General features: G+C 41.4%; 16 protein-coding genes. 8 read left to right on the top strand and 8 right to left on the bottom strand.

The window, feature by feature from the left end; all coding sequences use genetic code 11:
- Positions 1-21 precede the first annotated feature (21 nt).
- From phoR to dtd, 3 genes are all read right to left on the bottom strand, one after another.
- Entirely contained in the window at positions 22-1,122 is a 1,101-nt protein-coding gene (phoR, locus tag AAEY87_RS12020) for a phosphate regulon sensor histidine kinase PhoR (protein ID WP_068329537.1), read from the bottom strand.
- Between the two features lie 62 nt (positions 1,123-1,184).
- Positions 1,185-1,889 (bottom strand): phosphate regulon transcriptional regulator PhoB, encoded by a 705-nt coding sequence (gene phoB / locus AAEY87_RS12015; protein ID WP_068329539.1) that lies wholly within the window; start codon positions 1,887-1,889, stop codon positions 1,185-1,187.
- A 199-nt stretch (positions 1,890-2,088) separates the two neighbouring features.
- Positions 2,089-2,544 carry a D-aminoacyl-tRNA deacylase gene (gene dtd, locus AAEY87_RS12010; protein WP_350657360.1) on the bottom strand — a complete coding sequence of 152 codons (456 nt, stop codon included), beginning with the start codon at positions 2,542-2,544 and terminating at the stop codon, positions 2,089-2,091.
- A gap of 121 nt (positions 2,545-2,665) precedes the next feature.
- On the opposite strand from dtd, the gene asd reads away from it, so the two are divergent.
- The gene (gene asd / locus AAEY87_RS12005) at positions 2,666-3,505 is read left to right on the top strand and encodes an archaetidylserine decarboxylase (protein ID WP_350657359.1); all 840 of its coding nucleotides are present in this window, start codon (positions 2,666-2,668) and stop codon (positions 3,503-3,505) included.
- A gap of 115 nt (positions 3,506-3,620) precedes the next feature.
- On the opposite strand, the gene AAEY87_RS12000 is transcribed toward asd, so the two are convergent.
- The 4 genes from AAEY87_RS12000 to fadB all read right to left on the bottom strand — a co-directional run bounded on the left by AAEY87_RS12000 (position 3,621) and on the right by fadB (position 8,709).
- A complete protein-coding gene (locus AAEY87_RS12000; protein WP_228138867.1) occupies positions 3,621-4,223 on the bottom strand; it encodes a DUF1287 domain-containing protein in 603 nt (200 codons plus the stop codon).
- 99 nt (positions 4,224-4,322) lie between these two features.
- Positions 4,323-4,898, bottom strand: a complete 576-nt coding sequence (locus AAEY87_RS11995; RefSeq protein ID WP_350657358.1) for an isochorismatase family protein — start codon at positions 4,896-4,898, stop codon at positions 4,323-4,325.
- A gap of 251 nt (positions 4,899-5,149) precedes the next feature.
- The gene (fadA, locus tag AAEY87_RS11990; RefSeq protein WP_350657357.1) at positions 5,150-6,322 is read right to left on the bottom strand and encodes an acetyl-CoA C-acyltransferase FadA; all 1,173 of its coding nucleotides are present in this window, start codon (positions 6,320-6,322) and stop codon (positions 5,150-5,152) included.
- A gap of 227 nt (positions 6,323-6,549) precedes the next feature.
- On the bottom strand, positions 6,550-8,709 hold the full coding sequence (fadB, locus tag AAEY87_RS11985) for a fatty acid oxidation complex subunit alpha FadB (protein WP_350657356.1): 2,160 nt from the start codon (positions 8,707-8,709) through the stop codon (positions 6,550-6,552).
- 698 nt (positions 8,710-9,407) lie between these two features.
- On the opposite strand from fadB, the gene AAEY87_RS11980 reads away from it, so the two are divergent.
- The 4 genes from AAEY87_RS11980 to AAEY87_RS11965 all read left to right on the top strand — a co-directional run bounded on the left by AAEY87_RS11980 (position 9,408) and on the right by AAEY87_RS11965 (position 13,865).
- A complete protein-coding gene (locus tag AAEY87_RS11980; RefSeq protein ID WP_350657355.1) occupies positions 9,408-10,472 on the top strand; it encodes a polyprenyl synthetase family protein in 1,065 nt (354 codons plus the stop codon).
- A gap of 200 nt (positions 10,473-10,672) precedes the next feature.
- Entirely contained in the window at positions 10,673-11,491 is an 819-nt protein-coding gene (locus tag AAEY87_RS11975) for a DUF72 domain-containing protein (protein WP_350657354.1), read from the top strand.
- A 60-nt stretch (positions 11,492-11,551) separates the two neighbouring features.
- Positions 11,552-12,259 (top strand): hypothetical protein, encoded by a 708-nt coding sequence (locus tag AAEY87_RS11970; protein WP_350657353.1) that lies wholly within the window; start codon positions 11,552-11,554, stop codon positions 12,257-12,259.
- A gap of 13 nt (positions 12,260-12,272) precedes the next feature.
- A complete protein-coding gene (locus tag AAEY87_RS11965; protein WP_350657352.1) occupies positions 12,273-13,865 on the top strand; it encodes an ORC-CDC6 family AAA ATPase in 1,593 nt (530 codons plus the stop codon).
- 71 nt (positions 13,866-13,936) lie between these two features.
- On the opposite strand, the gene sodB is transcribed toward AAEY87_RS11965, so the two are convergent.
- The gene (sodB, locus tag AAEY87_RS11960; protein ID WP_068038098.1) at positions 13,937-14,566 is read right to left on the bottom strand and encodes a superoxide dismutase SodB; all 630 of its coding nucleotides are present in this window, start codon (positions 14,564-14,566) and stop codon (positions 13,937-13,939) included.
- Between the two features lie 556 nt (positions 14,567-15,122).
- Here sodB and rdgB point away from each other — a divergent pair.
- From rdgB to clpP, 3 genes are all read left to right on the top strand, one after another.
- Positions 15,123-15,728, top strand: a complete 606-nt coding sequence (rdgB, locus tag AAEY87_RS11955) for an RdgB/HAM1 family non-canonical purine NTP pyrophosphatase (protein ID WP_350657373.1) — start codon at positions 15,123-15,125, stop codon at positions 15,726-15,728.
- A 411-nt stretch (positions 15,729-16,139) separates the two neighbouring features.
- Positions 16,140-17,483 (top strand): trigger factor, encoded by a 1,344-nt coding sequence (gene tig, locus AAEY87_RS11950; RefSeq protein ID WP_068038105.1) that lies wholly within the window; start codon positions 16,140-16,142, stop codon positions 17,481-17,483.
- Between the two features lie 454 nt (positions 17,484-17,937).
- Complete coding sequence (gene clpP / locus AAEY87_RS11945; protein WP_082785723.1) at positions 17,938-18,621, top strand: ATP-dependent Clp endopeptidase proteolytic subunit ClpP; 684 nt, start codon at positions 17,938-17,940, stop codon at positions 18,619-18,621.
- The last annotated feature ends 50 nt before the right edge of the window (positions 18,622-18,671 follow it).

Here is an 18,671-nt window from a genome sequence, read left to right as displayed (position 1 = left end):
TGGTAGAGATCGACTGTAGTATCAGTCCGTAGGCGCTGACCGAACATGGGCAGCTGGGAATACTGCACTAAAAGTCGAGCCTTTGCCTTCCATCGACTCAATTTGCAAGTTGGCATCATATTGATACAAGACGTGTTTCACAATCGCTAGTCCCAACCCGGTCCCGCCTGTGGCACGACTGCGACCACTATCAATGCGATAGAAGCGCTCCGTCAAGCGCGTAATATGCTGCGGCGCTATACCAATGCCATTATCTTCGACGGCGAAGCGGCAGCCGTCTGAGGTTCTAGTCCAGCTAATGGCTATATTGCCACCTTTTGGCGTGTACTTAATGGCGTTAATCACCAAGTTAGATAAGGCACTATTTAAGTACATCTCTGACCCATACAATCCATCATAGGTGTCTATCTGCAGGTGAATGCTATGATTATATTCTTGGTTATAGGCCTGCGCGTCATCATAGATATGAGTCAGTAGCTTGGTCATATCGATATAATTCAGCTCATGGGTTTCTTCGATTTCGATTCGAGAGAGCAGCAATAAGTCATTAACAATTCTATTCATCCGTGCAGTCTGCTGGGTCATCAGCTCAAAACCGCGCCGCCACTGCGATGGCATGTCGGGCTGATCTGAAAAGTTTTCGAGATAGCCCATGAGCACTGTTAGTGGTGTTCTGAGCTCATGCGAGACATTTGCCACAAAATCGCGGCGCATCTCCTCTAAATGATGCAAGCGAGTCACATCATAAATAATCAATAACTTCTCGTCACCAAAAGGCGTGAGCTCACATTTCAAATAACGCTTAGGGTCTCGCCATGACGCCATATGAACCCCATCGTTAGGTGTCGTCATCGTCTGATAGTACTGACGAAATTCAGGTACGGTAATGAAGTCAAAAATGCTCTTGCCCTGATCGGCTGCTTGCAGTAATAGCAAATCCTCTGCGGCCTGATTCCACCACTCCAGACTATCATCATCATTCAGCAAAATTACTGCATCTTGTAGTGCCCGTAGTGAGCTTCTGATTTTCTTAAGTTGACCCAGCACTTCTTGCTGAGCAACTTGCTCTTGCTTTCCCTTTTCTTGCTTACTTTGTTGCTCGTTTTCCGTAGGCGTTATCATATAATTCATTATCCTTACGACTATCTACTGCGTTATGATTCACGTGCCGTTTTTTAAAATGGTTATACTTTTTCAATGAGACTAGAGAACCGATAACCCGTACCACGAACGGTTTGAATTAAAGTATCGCAGTCGTGGGGCTTCAATAATTTACGTAAACGCCTGATGTGTACATCAATGGTCCGATCTTCAATATAGACATTACCGCCCCAAACCTGATCTAGCAATTGTGTCCGCGTATAAGCACGCTCTGGATGGCTCATAAAAAACGCCAACAGCCTATATTCTGTTGGACCGATATCAACGATCTTATCATTAGCTGTAACGCGTTGGCCTTTGGGGTCTAGGCTCAGTTTACCTATTTCGATAGGCTTATCAGCACTCAGCGCACTACTACGACGCAATACCGCTTTAATTCTTGAGATTAATTCACGTGTTGAAAAGGGCTTGGTCATATAGTCATCAGCACCAGCATCAAGGCCATGAACCTTACTATCCTCTTCACTTTTGGCCGTCAACATAATGACCGGTATCTCAGCGAGCAATTCATCACTTTTGAGCATGCGACAAAAATCAATGCCGCTTTTATCTCCGGGTAACATCCAGTCTAATAAGATCAGCGCAGGACGATGATCCACCACTTGTTGATGCGCTTCTGAGACATCAGCTGCCTGCAAACTATCAAATCCGGCCATCTCCAATGTCATCACAACCATCTCACGAATCGCTGGTTCATCTTCGACAATCAAAATCTGCTCATTATACATACGACAACCTTATTATTAAGCATTGGTAAAAGCTATATGGTACGGAAAATTCAGGGTGCAAAAAAGGCGATAAACATTCACTAATGTCTGCTTATTAAACGGATTAATTATGACAGTTTGATGACATTCGCGTTTTAAACTTCTAGGGCGTGTCCTCATTTTAAAAATGGTAATAAAAATGAGTACACGCTTTAATACCTTATACTATTTCTAATAAAAAGTTTAGCGGCCCATCATTGATACTTTCGACCTGCATATCAGCAGCAAACTCACCAGTTGCAACATCAGGGTGTTGGGTCTTAGCATAAGCGACTAATTGCTCAAACAGTACTTGTGCTGCATCAGGCGCCATCGCGCCGCCAAAATCAGGGCGACGGCCTTTGTCTGTCTTCGCCATCAAAGTAAACTGCGGTACCAACAACAACCCGCCGCCTACCTGCTGCACGTTTAAATCTAGCTTGCCATACTTAGCTGGATCATCATGATTATCAAAAATACGATAAGTGAGGATTTTATCGATCATCCGCTTTGCATTCTGCAAGTTATCGTCATGCCCTAAGCCAATATATGCCAGTATTCCGTGCTCAATTGAGCCTATACAACATTCATCAACTGTAACACTAGCACGATTTACCCGCTGAATAAGTGCTTTCATAGATTACCTCCTTAAACAATTATGGTCATACGATTGAGTGCTGACCATGATAAAATACAAACACTTCTTATTATTTTCCAGCTCTATCTTCTCATCTTAATTATTATTCTGGTAACCCGTTATGACTTTATTTACCACTATCCAGCAGTTTGTACCGCAGCAAAAGATCAGCAAAGTGGCCGGACGTTTAGCCGCCAGTCGTCATCCTATAGTTAAACGCGCCTTTATTCGTAGCTTTGCCAAAGCTTATAACGTAAAGCTGGATGAATATGAACGACAGAGCCTCAACGCTTACGAAAGCTTTAATGATTTTTTTACTCGTGAACTCAAAGATGATGCTCGTGCTGTTGATACTACCATTCATGGCATCGCAAGCCCTGCTGATGGCATAATTTCCCAGCTCGGTCAGATAGAAGACCACAAAATGCTACAGGCTAAGGGTCGATACTACGACATCGGACAGCTACTTGCCGATAGTGAAGATGGCAGCTATTTCGCTGATGGTAGCTTTGCTACTGTCTATCTAGCTCCTAGCAACTATCACCGCGTACACATGCCATTTGCGGGAACTTTGACTAAAACTCGCTATGTGCCTGGCACACTGTTTTCAGTCAATACTACCACTGCCGCCAATATTCCTGACTTGTTTGCACGTAATGAGCGCTTGGTTTGTATGTTCGATACGGCATACGGTAAAGCGGCAGTCGTAATGGTTGGAGCCATGATTGTCGCCGGTATTGAAACCGTTGCAACAGGCAAAATTACGCGTACTGATGATATTCAAGAAGCTGATCATGACATGAAACTTGAAAAAGGCGATGAACTTGGCCGTTTTTATTTAGGTTCAACCGCTATTGTCATATTGCCTAAAGCTGCAAAAGCTGACTGGCAAGATAACATGGTGGCTAATAGTTTGGTACAAATGGGTCAGTTGTTAGGTATGGCCAATACTGACGAATAAAATACCACTAAAAAACCCAGTTAGTAGCAAGTATTTATTGCTATTGACTGGGTTTTATTTTGCTTATAGATTTACTGTGCTTTCCGAGAACGTCATACTAAAGTTATCGTCTACGTTAATAACGAAAGTGCTTAGTAATAGGATAAGCAAAGAGTATGTTCTCTTCTTGAGTACCGCTTCCGATGTTATGAATAATTAGCGGCGTACCATCGGCGGCCTTCTTATCTGAGACGATCCCAATATGTGGTAAATTACCGTCTGGTAGTCGCCAAGTCACAATATCTCCTGCCAAAAAGCTGTCTTTATCAGTGATAGATAGTGATTTACCATGACGCTCAAAAAACACTTCAAGGTTGGGCACACGGCGATGATCGATGTTTTTATCTGGTGATTTTAGGCCCCAAGTCTTTGGATATTCCGACCAATTTGACTTCATGTCGTGATTAACTAGCTGCTGTAAATCTATATTTTGTAAACGATACGCGCGCACAATTACATCGGTACTTATGCCCGTATCCATTGGCACATCGCCGCGTGGAAAGTCCATTTGACGATAGGCAGGATCATAGCTAACTGTCACTCCGATCTGTTTTTTTGCATCCAGCGCCAGCTTATTTCCACTACTAATAGGGCTGGCAGCCATCACCGGCTGTATCATCATCACTGAGAATACAACTGCTAAGAGAGGTTTTAAACCGTACTGCGTTAGCCTATTCATCCTTTGTGCCTTGTATTATTTATTTTGTGTTGAATAACATCTGATTAGGCAATTCATTATATAGCTCATTTAATAATAGTTATCTTTAATAATAATTAGCTACTTAATCAGATTACTAATGGTCTTAAAGGCCGGATCTTTACTAGTGCGACATAGCTCAAACAAGACAGTCTCAACAGTAGTAATGACCCCACCTGCGCGGCGAATACGCCGTATGGCTTGTTTTTTATCGTACGGAAAGCGCGACCCTACAGCATCGCCGACAATTACTGGTTGCATACCATTATCTAGTAAATCTAACGCCGTCTGCATGACACACACATGCGTCTCAACGCCAAATAGTAGAACGATACTACGATTTTGCTGTGCTAAATAATGCCATGAATCATCGTTGTCGCAAGCACTAAACGTAACTTTTTCAAAACTTTTAGCATTATCACCTTCTAAAAGCTCAAAAATCTCAGGCAACGTATCACCAAGCCCTTTTTTATATTGCTCGTTGAGCATAATAGGAATACCAAGAGCCTGTAGACCTTTAATTAGTGTCGATATTTTTTTGACGATGTTCTCGTAATCGTAGATATGTGGCGTTAGACGCTCTTGTACATCAATAAGCATTGCTTGCGTGTTTTCGCGGGCAATGCGGTAGGTACGATCGGTAATCATAGTGGCCATGTTAGGTACACTCCTTGTACGCTTGCAGCAGGTCGCTGCAGACTAAATTGTTAGTTTATAATTATTAGATATACTCTTATTTAGTCATATTTCGTTCAATGCGTCAATGACCATCCTCTTTATTAACAACTTACGAACGTTGTGTCATAGAGGCTTCATTATTATTTACCAATAAAAAAGCCTCCAATCATCTGACTGGAGGCTCCTTCTAAAATGCTGAAATCTTGCAAAGCTACTACAAGTTTAGAAAATTAAACACGCTCAATGATAGTAGCAATACCTTGACCAAGACCGATACACATCGTCGCTAGACCAATTTCTGTATCAGACTGCTCCATAGCGTTTAGTAAGGTAACCGTGATACGAGCACCCGAACAGCCTAGTGGATGACCTAGTGCAATTGCGCCACCGTTGATATTGACGATGTCTTGCTTGTCCGTCAAGTTCAAGGCTTTAAGGACTGACAAGCCTTGCGCTGCGAATGCTTCGTTTAGCTCGATGGTTTGCATATCATCGATGCTCATGCCAGCACGCTTAAGTGCTTTGTTCGTGGCAGGTACAGGACCGTAACCCATGATAGCCGCATCACAACCAGCGACTGCCATGCTACGAATACGAGCACGAGGCTTCAGACCTAAATCTTTGGCTTTTTGTGCGCTCATTACTAGCATTGCTGATGCACCATCAGATAATGCAGATGAGGTAGCAGCAGTCACTGTACCGCCTTTAGGATCAAAAGCTGGACGTAGCTTTTGCATTTGCTCCATCGTCGCATCTGGGCGAATTACTTCATCAACGGTACATAGTTGCAGACGACCAGTCGCATCATGACCTTCGATACCGATGATTTCATTGTCAAAACGACCTTCAGTGGTCGCAGCCCATGCACGGCGATGAGACTCAAGACCAAAGGCATCTTGCTCTTCACGGGTGATATTGTTCATACGACCAAGCATCTCGGCAGTCAAGCCCATCATGTTTGAGGCTTTTGCATAATGCTTTGACGCTTCAGGGTTTAGATCAACACCATGCATCATGCCGACATGGCCCATATGTTCAACACCACCGATGATGAAAACCTCACCTTGGTTGGTCATGATTTGAGCTGCAGCAGTGTGTAGCGCCTGCATAGAAGAACCACATAGACGGTTGACTGTTTGGCCGCCCGCTGTTTTTGGAATACCAGCCAGCAGACCGATGTTACGACCGATATTCAAACCTTGCTCTAGGGTTTGGTTGACACAGCCCCAAATGATGTCTTCAACGTCACGTGGGTCAAAGTCGTTACGCTCAACCAATGCACGTACTAGCTCAGCAGATATGCTATCAGCGCGGACGTGACGGAACATTCCGTTTTTAGTTTTACCCATCGCTGAGCGTACACCATCTACGATGACCACGTCTTTTGGACTTAAAGTTGTCATACTATCTTCCTTTTCAATTTTTATTGTCAGTGTTGTCGATCCAATCTGGCTCTATACTCGTCAATCTCGCTACCAGTACGATGTGTATCTTGGTATGCAATCTGACTGTATTAAACTTTCATTGAACCGACTAAAACGGTACGTTTGCGGTCAAAGCTATCGATATAGCCATTGCTATCCGCTTCGCCAGCAAACGTACTGCACTTCATCCTAGTAATGACTGCCTATTACGCTGTTGCGTAAAAAGTTTCGCCTGCTTCTGCCATGTCGCGAATCTTTTGCGGGGCTTCATAGGCTTTGCCAAGGTATGCGTACTTTTCACACAGTGCCAAGTAGTTATCTAGACCCATTTGGTCGATATAACGGCAAGGACCACCGCGGAATGGCGGGAAACCAACGCCCATAATCATCGCCATATCCGCTTCAGATGGCGTGCTAACGATGTTATCTTCTAGGCAGCGTACGGTCTCATTACAGAAAGCCAGCATGGTGCGGTCGATTATCGCTTGATCCTCAAACGTTTGCTTGTCGTTATCAGTCGTCGCTTTTAATAGCTCATAAGTCGCTTCGTCAGCCACTTTCTTTGGCTTACCACGCTTGTCCGTTTCATACTTATAGAAACCAACGCCGTTTTTCTGACCTAAACGCTCGTTCTCATATAAATGCTGAATCGCACCTTTATAATCAGGCTTCATGCGGTCAGGATACCCATCTGCCATGACTTCTGCACCATGGACACCAGTATCTAAACCGACGACGTCGATTAGGTAAGCAGGACCCATCGGCCAGCCAAATTTTTCCATAACTTTATCGACATGAACGAAGTCAGCGCCTTGCTTAAGTAATAAGTCAAATGCGCCAAAGTATGGGAACAATACACGGTTCACTAAGAAACCTGGGCAATCATTCACCACAACTGGCACTTTACCCATCTTAGAGGCTAAAGCAACAGTAGTAGAAATAGCTTCTTCTGAAGACTTTTCACCACGAATGACCTCGACCAATGGCATACGACTCACAGGGTTAAAGAAGTGCATACCGACGAAGTTTTCTGGACGCTCAAGTGCTTCCGCTAGGAAAGTAATAGAAATAGTCGAGGTGTTTGACGCTAGGATACAATCGTCTTTTACTAGGCCTTCTACTTCTTTTAGTACCGCACGCTTAACGTTTGGATTTTCTACTACCGCTTCGATAACGATGTCAGTTTCAGCAAAGTCACCATAGTTAAGCGTTGGACGGATACGGCTCAAGGTTTCACCCATTTTGGTTGGGGTCATTTTACCGCGATCAACCATCTTGCCTAGTAGCTTGCTGGCTTCGCCCATACCAAGATCTAATTGCTCAGACTTGATATCTTTCATAATAATTGGCAAGCCCTTGCTCGCTGCCTGATAAGCGATACCGCCGCCCATGATACCAGCGCCCAATACAGCCGCTTCATTGATGTCATGTGCTTGCTTGCTGTGCTGCTTCGCTAATTTTTTAACCAATTGATCATTTAAGAATAGACCAACTAAGCTTTCTGCTTGTGGCGTTTTCGCCGCTTTAGCAAAGTAAGTCGCTTCGACTTCGATTGCTTTATCACGTGGCAGATTTACATGCTTTTCAATCGCTTCAATAGCAAGCGCAGGCGCCGGATATTGCTTAGGATTGGCTTTGGCAAAGATCATACCTTTTGCACTGTTAAACGCCATCGCTTGCTCAAGCTGATTTAATTTAACAGGCACCAGTTTCTCTTCACGCTTCGCTTTCCAATCAAGCTCACCTGAGATACATTTTTTGACTAGGTCAATCGCCGCATCTTGTAAGTCATCAGCAGGTACGGTCGCATCAACTAGGCCTAATTTTAGTGCATCAAGCGCTTTTTTAGGTGCACCAGTTGCAATCAATTCAAGAGCATTATCGATACCAATCACACGTGTACTACGAACCGTACCACCAAAACCTGGGAAGATACCCAGTTGAGTTTCTGGTAAACCGATAATCGCTTTGTCACTCATGACGCGATATTCGCAAACTAAGGTCATCTCACAACCACCGCCAAGCGCCGCGCCATTGATAGCAGCTACTTTCGGGAACGGTAAGTCTTCAAAGCGATTAAAAGTATCGTTAATACCAACGACCCACTCTTTAATCTCACTTTCTGGCTTCTTAAATGAGCCGACGAATTCAGTGATGTCAGCACCAGCGATAAAGACGCCTTTGCTTGAAGTGACGATTAAACCTTTGACGTCATCAGACTTTTCAAGTGCACTGACCGCTTCAGTAAACTGCTTATTGGTCTCAGCATCAAACTTATTCACGCTCTCATTTTCGGCGTTGTACTGCATATTGGCGATGCCATCCTCTAGCATTGTCACCGTGATGCGATTTCCTTGATATACCATTTCAAACTCCTTGCTATGTAATAAAAACTATTTGATAAAAATCAAATCATAAAAGCTACGTTTTAGAATTAAAATGAATAGCTCGTTGCTGTTAATAAAACGAGTAAAAATACTGTCAACTTGCAAGCTAATGCTTTGCTAAATTAAGCAGTGATGATGTCTTTATTATCCCGCGCTCATTGACATGGCGCATCGTTATTATCCTAATTTTTTGCTTCGATATAAGTCTAATGATAAATATATTCAATCAAACGTAAATTTAGACGCAGGTTTAATCCGTAGCAGGTTCAATCCATAATAGTAACTTAACTACGGGTCTTTTATACCATTAGACCATTTTGACGTCATTTAGTGTAGGGGATTATGCCCCCGACTGTCACAAGCTAATGCCAGACTCACAAGTCACTATTAAATTATTAACAGTTAAATCAATAGCAGACATTTTCCTTATGACAAGCCTGTTTTATATATCAGTCAGCTTATAGGTTATTCATACGGTTAACATCGTTAATCAACACCACAGTCAACACTTTATAAAAACACATTCAACCTACAAGTTAAATCACCAATACGTAACCAAAATAAAACAGCGCTTAGCGTGTACGTACAAGCCGTATCAGCTATCATGCTACACTAGCTCGTTATTCGTTTTTATTCACGTCTTTTTTATTTCTATTCACATGGTGGTTGGTTGAGTTATGTCTGTTTCTTCTGCGCCTCGTTTTGTTCCTTTTACCAATTTCGAGCAATTCCATAGCACGTTGCGCGCGCAATTAGCGCAAGATATCGAAGTACTGTTTGCCTATGCAAGCTTACCAAATCTACTCAATGATGCTTGTCGCTATGTAATGACGGGGCAAGGCAAATTGGTGCGGCCTTTATTGGTAGCCAGTAGCTTTGTTAGCATCGATGCGAGTATTAGTACAGATATTGATATAAGTGTCGATGTAGGCAATCCCTCATCTGACCCTACAAATCTGACAGACCACTTGATAAGTGCTGATTTAGAGTCGTTGTTAGAAAACGACTCAGATTATGATATGTGCCGCCGTGCTGCATTGGCGGTAGAGCTGCTGCATACTTACTCACTGGTACATGATGATCTACCATGCATGGACGATGATGAACTGCGCCGTGGTCAGCCGACTTGTCATATTGTGTTTGACGAAGCCACCGCTTTACTGGCTGGTGACGTGCTGCAAACACTCGCTTTTGAAGTGTTGACTGCCGAACTTCCAACCTTTGCACCTTTTGATTCAAACATTGCCAGCCAGTTATTAGCAGTATTTGCTCCGCGCGCTAGGCGTATGGTATCTGGTCAAATGCTTGATCTTAATGCTGAAGCCAGCGCTAATATTTTACAAGAAGACTTAGAGGCTATCCACCGTGACAAAACTGGCGCGTTAATTGAAGCGGCTATGCTGATGGGCGGAATTTGTGCTGGTGCGACCGCTCCGCAGCGTATGGCATTACAAGAATGCGCGCAGCATATTGGTCTAGCTTTTCAAGTCCAAGACGATATTTTAGACGTGACGACCTCCACCGACACTTTAGGCAAGCCTGCTGGTAGCGATGAGAAGTTGGATAAATCTACCTATGTAAAATTAATGGGTGTGGATGCTGCAAAAAGTTACGCACAGTCTTTATTTGATGATGGCCGTGCAGCCATCATTCGTGAATTGAGCAGTCGCGAGCTTGGTGATAATGAAGACAATAATGCGTTATTGGCATTGATAGAATGGTTGTGGTCGCGTAAAAAATAATACAGTCAACTCAATGTAGAAACGATACAGCGTGACTGGTATGAATTTTTTGTAGCCTCTGTCGGCGTAGGCACAGCAAGCTAGAAAAACTCATACCAGTCGCACGTCATAAAACCATGTATCTGTTTTATTTGATCTTGACTACAGATTAAAAACTCCGTTAAAACTTTAATCATCAAAAACAGCTAAGAGTGGTCAACATGGACAGTACCCCTACTCCTACTATTTACCTCGGCACTGGTGGTTATAGCGATACTGACTTATTAGGCACGCTTTATCCAACAGGCACTAAGAAGGCAGACTTCTTACGTGAGTATGCTAAGCAATACGGCGCGGTAGAAATTAATAGCACTTTTTATGCACCTATTGGACAAAAAGCCTTTGCTGGTATGGTCAATAAAGCGTATGTGCAAGCAGACAGTCAGTTAAAGTTTGCCGTCAAGCTCCATCAAGACTTTACTCATGCACGTAAAGGCACTGCCGAACACGCCCAAGCCTTTATAACTGCGCTAACGCCACTTATCGAAGCCGATTGTCTAGCACCATTGTTACTGCAATTCCCACATGGTTTTGATCGCACTCGCGAACATCGGCTTTATCTAGCAAACCTCGTTAGTTGGTTTAAGGATTATCCGCTGGCAGTCGAGTTTCGTCATAACGGCTGGCATACTCCGCAAGTGGTCGATAGCTTTACTGAGCAAGGCTTGATTTGGTGTAGCGTCGATTATCCCAAAGTCAGCGGTCTACCACCGTCACGGCTGATATTTACCGAGCGCACGGGCTACCTGCGTATGCATGGTAATAATCTAAACTGGTGGGATGCGATGAGCGCCAGCGATCGCCATGATTATCGCTATAGCCAGATTGAGATGAACGACTGGGCGCAAGCGATTGCCAATCAGCGTCAGCATTTTGATACGTTATATATCTTCTTTCAAAACACCGTTAATGCGCATGCTTATTATAATATTGCGATGTTAAGGGAAGCGTTGAGTAAGTTTGGGTTTGAGATTTTGTGAGATTCAGTAAATATATTAACACTTTGGATGTAATCTGATAATTTAACCTAGGAGTATTTTATGGAGCAAGGTTGTAAAACGCACTTCTCGACGTTAAATCAAGCGTTTTCTAATGTCATTGAACAGTCTTTTTCTTCTGAAAAATCAGTCAAAATAACAGAGTTATTTCAATTTATAGATGACCTGAATATTTGGTATGAATTACTTGAAAATAAAGAAGATACAACAATTTTACTAAGTGCAATCAAAGAGTACGAATTTGGTTTTCAAGCTGCGCTAAATGGACAGTATAGATATGCATATGCTGCACAGAGATATTTTTTGGAGCAAATATGCCGATTTGTTTATTTGTCTACAAATGAATTGCATCTTAGGCATTGGAAACTAGGAATTAGAGATATTTCATGGAGCAGTTTGATAGATGAACAGGATGGAATATTTTCAAAAATATTCATCCGTGCATTTTATGATGAAGTAGAAGAAGAAGGTAAGCATATGATTAGCCTTACTTCAAAACTATACAGAGAAACTTCTGAATTTATTCATGGGAACTTTAGCAAAGTATCTAGCATGCCTTCAAGAATAGGCTTTGATGACACATTGCTTAATAAATGGTTAGAGCTTGTAGAGACAAATAAATTTATAACTGTTTTTTTACTTTCAGTTAGATTTTCTAAAGAACTTAATAGCTCAGAGCTTAACTTGATTGAAAATATGGTTAGGGATGAGCTTGGCGGAATAGAAGAATTTAACATTCTTTTTGAATAAATAGGAAAAGATAATGTCAAATTTTAAGATACGTACAGAAACAATTAAACCTGCCAAAATTTTAGAATACTTTGTAGAAAATAAAGATGATCGTCTAATAGTAGAACGTTTGAAATCAGATGTACCCATAGTATTGGTAGGAAGTCGAGGTGTTGGCAAATCTTTTTTACTAAGAGTAGCTGAAGCAGAGCTGAAAAGAGATATTGCTGAAAAAAATGTAGTCCCCGTATACCTTTCCTTTACTCAAGGATCGGTTTTGCAGTTGAATGAGGAACATGATTTTTATCAATGGATGCTTGCGAAAATGTGCTCTGCTTTTTTAAGAAGCATAAAAAAGCTTGGAATTTCTATGCCAGCCTCTTTATTAGGAGAAAGATCTAGCGATGAGGGAGAGAGTTATCTTGATAGGTTAGTCTCTGAGTTCGAACAAACATGGAAGAGCAACTCAAGAGTAATAGATACTACCGACTTGCCTTCTATAGATGACTTCAAAGAAGCTATAGAAGACATATGTGAAACAGCAGGCATTGAATCAATCAATTTTTTCATAGATGAAGCTGCTCATATATTACGCCCAAGTCAACAGCGCCAGTTTTTCAACTTATATCGTGATATAAATAGCCCTTATATTAATTGTAATGCAGCTGTATATCCTGGTGTAACATCCTTTGGTGATAATTTCCAACCTATTCATGATGCTACATTTGTTTATCTGGAAAGAGATGTAGCAAATGCTGGATATGTAGAATACATGAGGAAGATTGTTGAAAAGCAAGCAGATAGTAATCTTCTTGGGAAAATTGCGAAAAATATGGCTAATTTTTCAATTTTATCTTACGCCGCAAATGGTAATCCTAGAGTTCTACTAAAGACACTTATCTTAGCATCTTCAGTCAATTCAAAAGAAGTAAATACAGTTATTAAATCATTTTACAAAAGTGACATATGGGAAGAACATACGCTTTTATCAGAAAAATACTCAGGCTTTACTAGCTTCATTGACTGGGGTAGAAACTTTGTTGAGGATTATGTATTACCAGAAATCAAAGGTAAAAACGATAACTATACTGCTGAAGACAAAAAAACGAGTCGTTTCTTTTGGATTCATAGAGACGCTCCAGAAACAGTTAAAAAAGCACTGAACTTACTTTGTTATACTGGAATAATTTCACTTCATACAGAAGCAGTGAAAGCCACACGAAGTGAGATAGGAACAAGGTATAGCGTAAATGCAGGTTGTTTACTTTCATTAGAAAACATTCCTGTACAAACAGGTTTGCCTATAATTAAAAACGCTACTATTAAGAGAATGTCAGAGTTTGGCGCTAATCACTCTGTATATGATAGTTTGAGTCCTGAAGTCACAGACTTTGATGACTCTGTAATCAATCAAGCACTTGATAAACAATTATCGAAATCAGTTAGCTTTCTAGATCTGCCAAACTGGTTAATTGGAGCTTTAGAAGGCCTTGGATTAAACCAAATAAGAGATGTTCTTAATGCTGATGAAGAGAAAATACAAGAAGCCTACTATGTTGGTAAAGTTAGATCTAGATATATAAAAAACGAAGCGACATCTGCCGTATTCGAATACTTATCGGGCTAACATAAAAAACTCAATAAAAAAGGACGCCTCTCAGCGTCCTTTTTTCAAATCAAATACTTAGTGGCTAAAGATTACTCTTCAACGCCAGCATCTTGACCTTTATATTTCGCATTTGCATAGTCCCAGTTCACTAGCTTGTCTAGAAACGTGTCAACATAGTCAGGACGACGGTTACGATAATCGATGTAGTAAGCATGTTCCCATACGTCACAAGTCAATACCGCTACTTGACCATGTGCCAGTGGCGTATCAGCGTTGGCAGTTTTAGCGATAGACAGTTTGCCGCCTTCTTTATCAGCAACTAACCATGCCCAACCAGAACCGAACTGTGTTAACGCTGCATTTTTAAACTCTTCACGGAACTTATCATAGCTACCAAAATCTTCTTCGATTTTGGCTTTTAGATCGCCTGTTGGCTCACCACCACCATTGTCTGGCGTCATGCAGTTCCAATAGAACGTGTGATTCCATACTTGCGCTGCTTGGTTAAACATACCTTGCTTGCTATCATCTTTTGACGTCGCTTCGATGATTTCTGGCAATGTTTTGTCTTCTAGACCAGAACCTGGTAGCAAATCGTTTAACTTGTTTACATAGGCAGCATGATGCTTATCATGATGATATTCTAGCGTCTCAGCGCTTATATGCGGCTCAAGTGCGTCTTTTGCATAAGGTAGGTCTGGTAAAGTAATCTTTGACATAGTTATTTTATCCTTGCTTATTTGGCCACTCGTATTTTGTTTATCTTAAAGACAATACACAAAACACCGAGCTAAATTGGCTGGGTTTATTGTTAATGAATGAACGTTATTGCTTGATGAGCTAGTCCCATCAGGATGAATCTAAAGGCTAATTTAAACAAATTAGCGTAAGCATTGTTATTCACTCAAAAGCCAAGTGATTGACTTAAAAGCTATTATTAACTTTAAATTCACAAGCTATAAGCTATAATTCACTGTAGCTTGCCAGCTATTATAGCAACACATTAGGACAATATCAGTTACCGAATGTTATAGTCCCTATTTATAAGGCTTTAAACGCTAAATACTGCGGATAAAGGTAACTATTTTCCGTTAACTCTTATTATTAATTTTCAGTATGAATAACGCAACTATTTTGAGCGAAAAAGGTTATGCGATAATATAGTCAGCATATTAGAGCCTTTAAACTTTCTGAAACCTAGTCAGTTTCATCAAACAATAACGGACGTATCTTATGAGCTATGCTTCATCATCACCCGAATCTACTCAAAATCACATGCCAAAAAAATGGGTACTCGCCAGTAATAATAAAGGCAAGCTCGCAGAATTTAAAAGACTGTTCGCTGAAGCCAACTTAGACGTTACTATCGTACCACAAGGGCAGTTAAACATTGATGACGCTGTCGAGGACGGCTTAAGCTTCGTTGAAAATGCCATTATTAAGGCGCGTCACGCTAGCCGAGTCAGTGGACTACCTGCTATTGCCGATGACTCAGGCTTATGCGTTCCCGTATTGGATAATGCACCGGGCATCTACTCGGCTCGCTATGCAGGTGAGCACGGCAATGATGCCAAAAACAACGCCAAGCTCGTCACTGACTTGCGCCCTGTCCGTGATGAGCAGCCGGATACGCCTATTAAAGGCATGTTTGTTTGCGTATTGGCAATGGTACGCCATGCTGACGATCCGCTACCGATTATCGCACAAGGCTTGTGGCACGGTGAAATCTTAGATGCACCGCATGGTGATGGTGGGTTTGGTTATGATCCACTGTTTTGGTTGGCAGATATACGAGCGACAGCGGCAAGCTTAAGCGCCACTGATAAAAATAGCATCAGCCATCGTGGTCAAGCCATTCGGCAGCTATTACAACAGTTGTAACTATTTAGTTATAACCATTGATAGTCAGTACAATTAGTAGTTTTTATTAATATAAGTTTCTCAGTATTAATTTTTAGTATAAGTTTATTAGCGATTTTGCCTACCGCCTATCGTGACAGATAGCTTTTACTTTAATTAACAGATAGATTATACTGTTCTACTTTTAAAATTTTATCGAAAGAATCCGGTTATCTCTACCATTTATGAAAGAGCAATGGTGATTGAAGCGCATTAGGTAGAGAACGCTGGTGATTCACTCTCGATATTGGATATCAGATATGGTTATTTGCTCTATCTGATTATCGAGATATAAGTATCGAAAACCCTATTCATTCCAATGGCAATCGACATAACCCGTACGTATTTTGAGGTGCGATTGCCTGTTATTTTAATCATAAAGGTGTAATCAACATGGCTACAGATTTACAAGTCACAACCAACAAGCTGTCAGAAAAAGAAACTCAGCTGACTGTGAAAGTTCCTGTCGAAAAAATTCAAAACAAAGTCGAAGGTCGTATTCGCCAAGTGGCGAAAACTGCCAAGATTGACGGTTTCCGTAAAGGTAACGTCCCTATGTCACATATCCGCTCTCAGTATGGTGCTGGTATTCAGCAAGAAGTCATCAACGATGTCATCCGTGATACTGTATTTGAAGCGATCAAATCTGAAGATATCCGTGCCGTAGGCATGCCTAATATTGACGATGTAAAACTTGAAGACGACTTCTTAGTTTATCAAGCGACTGTTGAGATCTTCCCAGAAGTTGACGTCCAAGGTATTAATGAGATCGAAGTTGAGCGTCATTCTGCGTCTGTTAAAGAGGAAGACGTTGACACCATGATCGAAAACTTGCAAAAGCAGCGTGAAGAGTTCGTTGAGAAAAAAGGTAAAGCCGATAAAGGCAATCAGGTTACTTTTGACTTTGAAGGCTCAATCGACGGCGAAAAATTCGAAGGCGGCTCTGCTGAAGACTTCAAACTAGTCATCGGTAGCAACCAAATGATTCCAGGTTTTGAAGCTGGCATCAAAGGCATGAAAGCTGGCGAAGAAAAAACGATCGACGTAACTTTCCCAGAAGATTACCAAGCTGAAAACTTGGCTGGTAAAGAAGCACAGTTCAAAATCAACGTAAAATTGGTTGAAAAGTCTAAGCTACCAGAAATCAATGAAGAGTTCCTTGAGCTATTCGGCGTAAAAGAAGGCGGTGTTGAGAAGCTAAAAGCTGACGTGCGCAAAAACATGGAACGCGAAATCAAAAACGCTGCCCGTAGCCAAGTTAAGCAAGCGACTTTTGATGCATTGTTAGAAAAGAACGAGTTTGACGTACCAAACGCTATGCTAGAGCAAGAAATCGAACGTCAACGCAACATGATGATGCAACGTTTTTCTCAGCAGTTCGGTGCGAATGCTGAGAGCTTTGATAAAGACATGCTGCCAAACGAGCTGTTTGAAGAGCAAGCGCTACGTGCTGCCCGTCTTGGTATCATCGTTGCCCGTGTTATCGATACGCAAAAAATAGAAGTAGATCAAGATCGCGTTGAAACCTTCATTAAAGAAGCAGCAGAAAACTACGAAGATCCAGCAGAAGTAATCGAGTACTACACGACTGATAAGCAACAACGTGCAAACATTGAGTCTGTTGTTTTAGAAGACCAAGTGGTTGATTATCTAATCGAGCAAGGTAAAGTAACTGACAAAGAAGTTAGCTATCAAGACCTACTTGCTGCTCAGCAACAACAGCAACAAGCTATGTAATTTAGCGTTTTAGCGCTATTGGTCTAGAATGTAATATGAATGCCCTAACAATTTGTTGGGGCATTTTTATTCGTAGTTTATGTGCTAGCCCCTTGATAATTGTGCACAGACACCCTATCAATAGGGGACAATTCTTCATATAGTGGTTTAAGTGGTTATTGTGAACGTAGCTATTATGAAAGCACAGTTATTGAGCATTATTATTAAAGTTAACTGAAATTAGATACAGCCCAATAATTAAACCAGTTATCATAGTTCCAGTTTTTGCAATGAATCATAATTATTGTTGATTACAGCAAATTCATGTTGAGCAGAGTTTAATATTTTATAACACTTAAACACGATTATTATTCGATACGCTATTTAACGTACAGCTATTACACCGTATCATTGCAAAATCCTTAGCTCATTCTATATAACTATTTTATGCAATTATTTATCTATAGGACATTTTATGACAGATTATGAACGCATCACTGCTAACCCTCATTTCGATATGCTAATGAGTGCACACACTAATGTGCAAAGCGCTCAAAATACTCAAGGTGCTTTAGTACCGATGGTCGTTGAGCAATCGTCACGCGGTGAACGCTCTTTTGATATTTTCTCGCGTCTATTACGTGAGCGCGTTATCTTTTTGACCGGTCAAGTCGAAGACCATATGGCTAACCTTATCGTAGCGCAGCTATTATTCTTAGAAGCTGAAAACCCTGATAAAGACATTCATTTATATATCAATTCACCAGGCGGCTCAGTCAGTGCCGGTTTGGCTATCTTTGATACCATGAACTTTATCAAGCCTGAAGTATCTACCATTTGTATGGGCGGTGCTTATAGCATGGGTTCTTTCCTGTTGGCCGCTGGTCAAAAAGGCAAACGTTATGCACTAGCCAATTCTCGCGTCATGATTCACCAGCCTTCAGGCGGTGCTCAAGGTCAGGCAACAGATATCGAAATTAATGCTCGTGAAATTCTAAAAACTCGTGCGCGCTTAAACGAGATTTTGGCTGAGCGTACTGGTCAACCAGTAGAAAAAATCGAAAAAGACGTTGAGCGTGACTTTTGGTTAGATGCCAAAGAAGCAAAAGAATACGGTCTGGTTGATGAAGTATTAGAACGCCGCCCTGCTTCGTTGTAATAGAAGCATTTGCTTTGCAGCTATATAATATGAAGTTAACGATAATACCT

The sequence above is a fragment of the Psychrobacter sp. S1-30-MNA-CIBAN-0213 genome, from assembly GCF_040309845.1.
Lineage (GTDB): Bacteria > Pseudomonadota > Gammaproteobacteria > Pseudomonadales > Moraxellaceae > Psychrobacter.
This window is presented reverse-complemented; position numbering and strand designations above follow the sequence as displayed.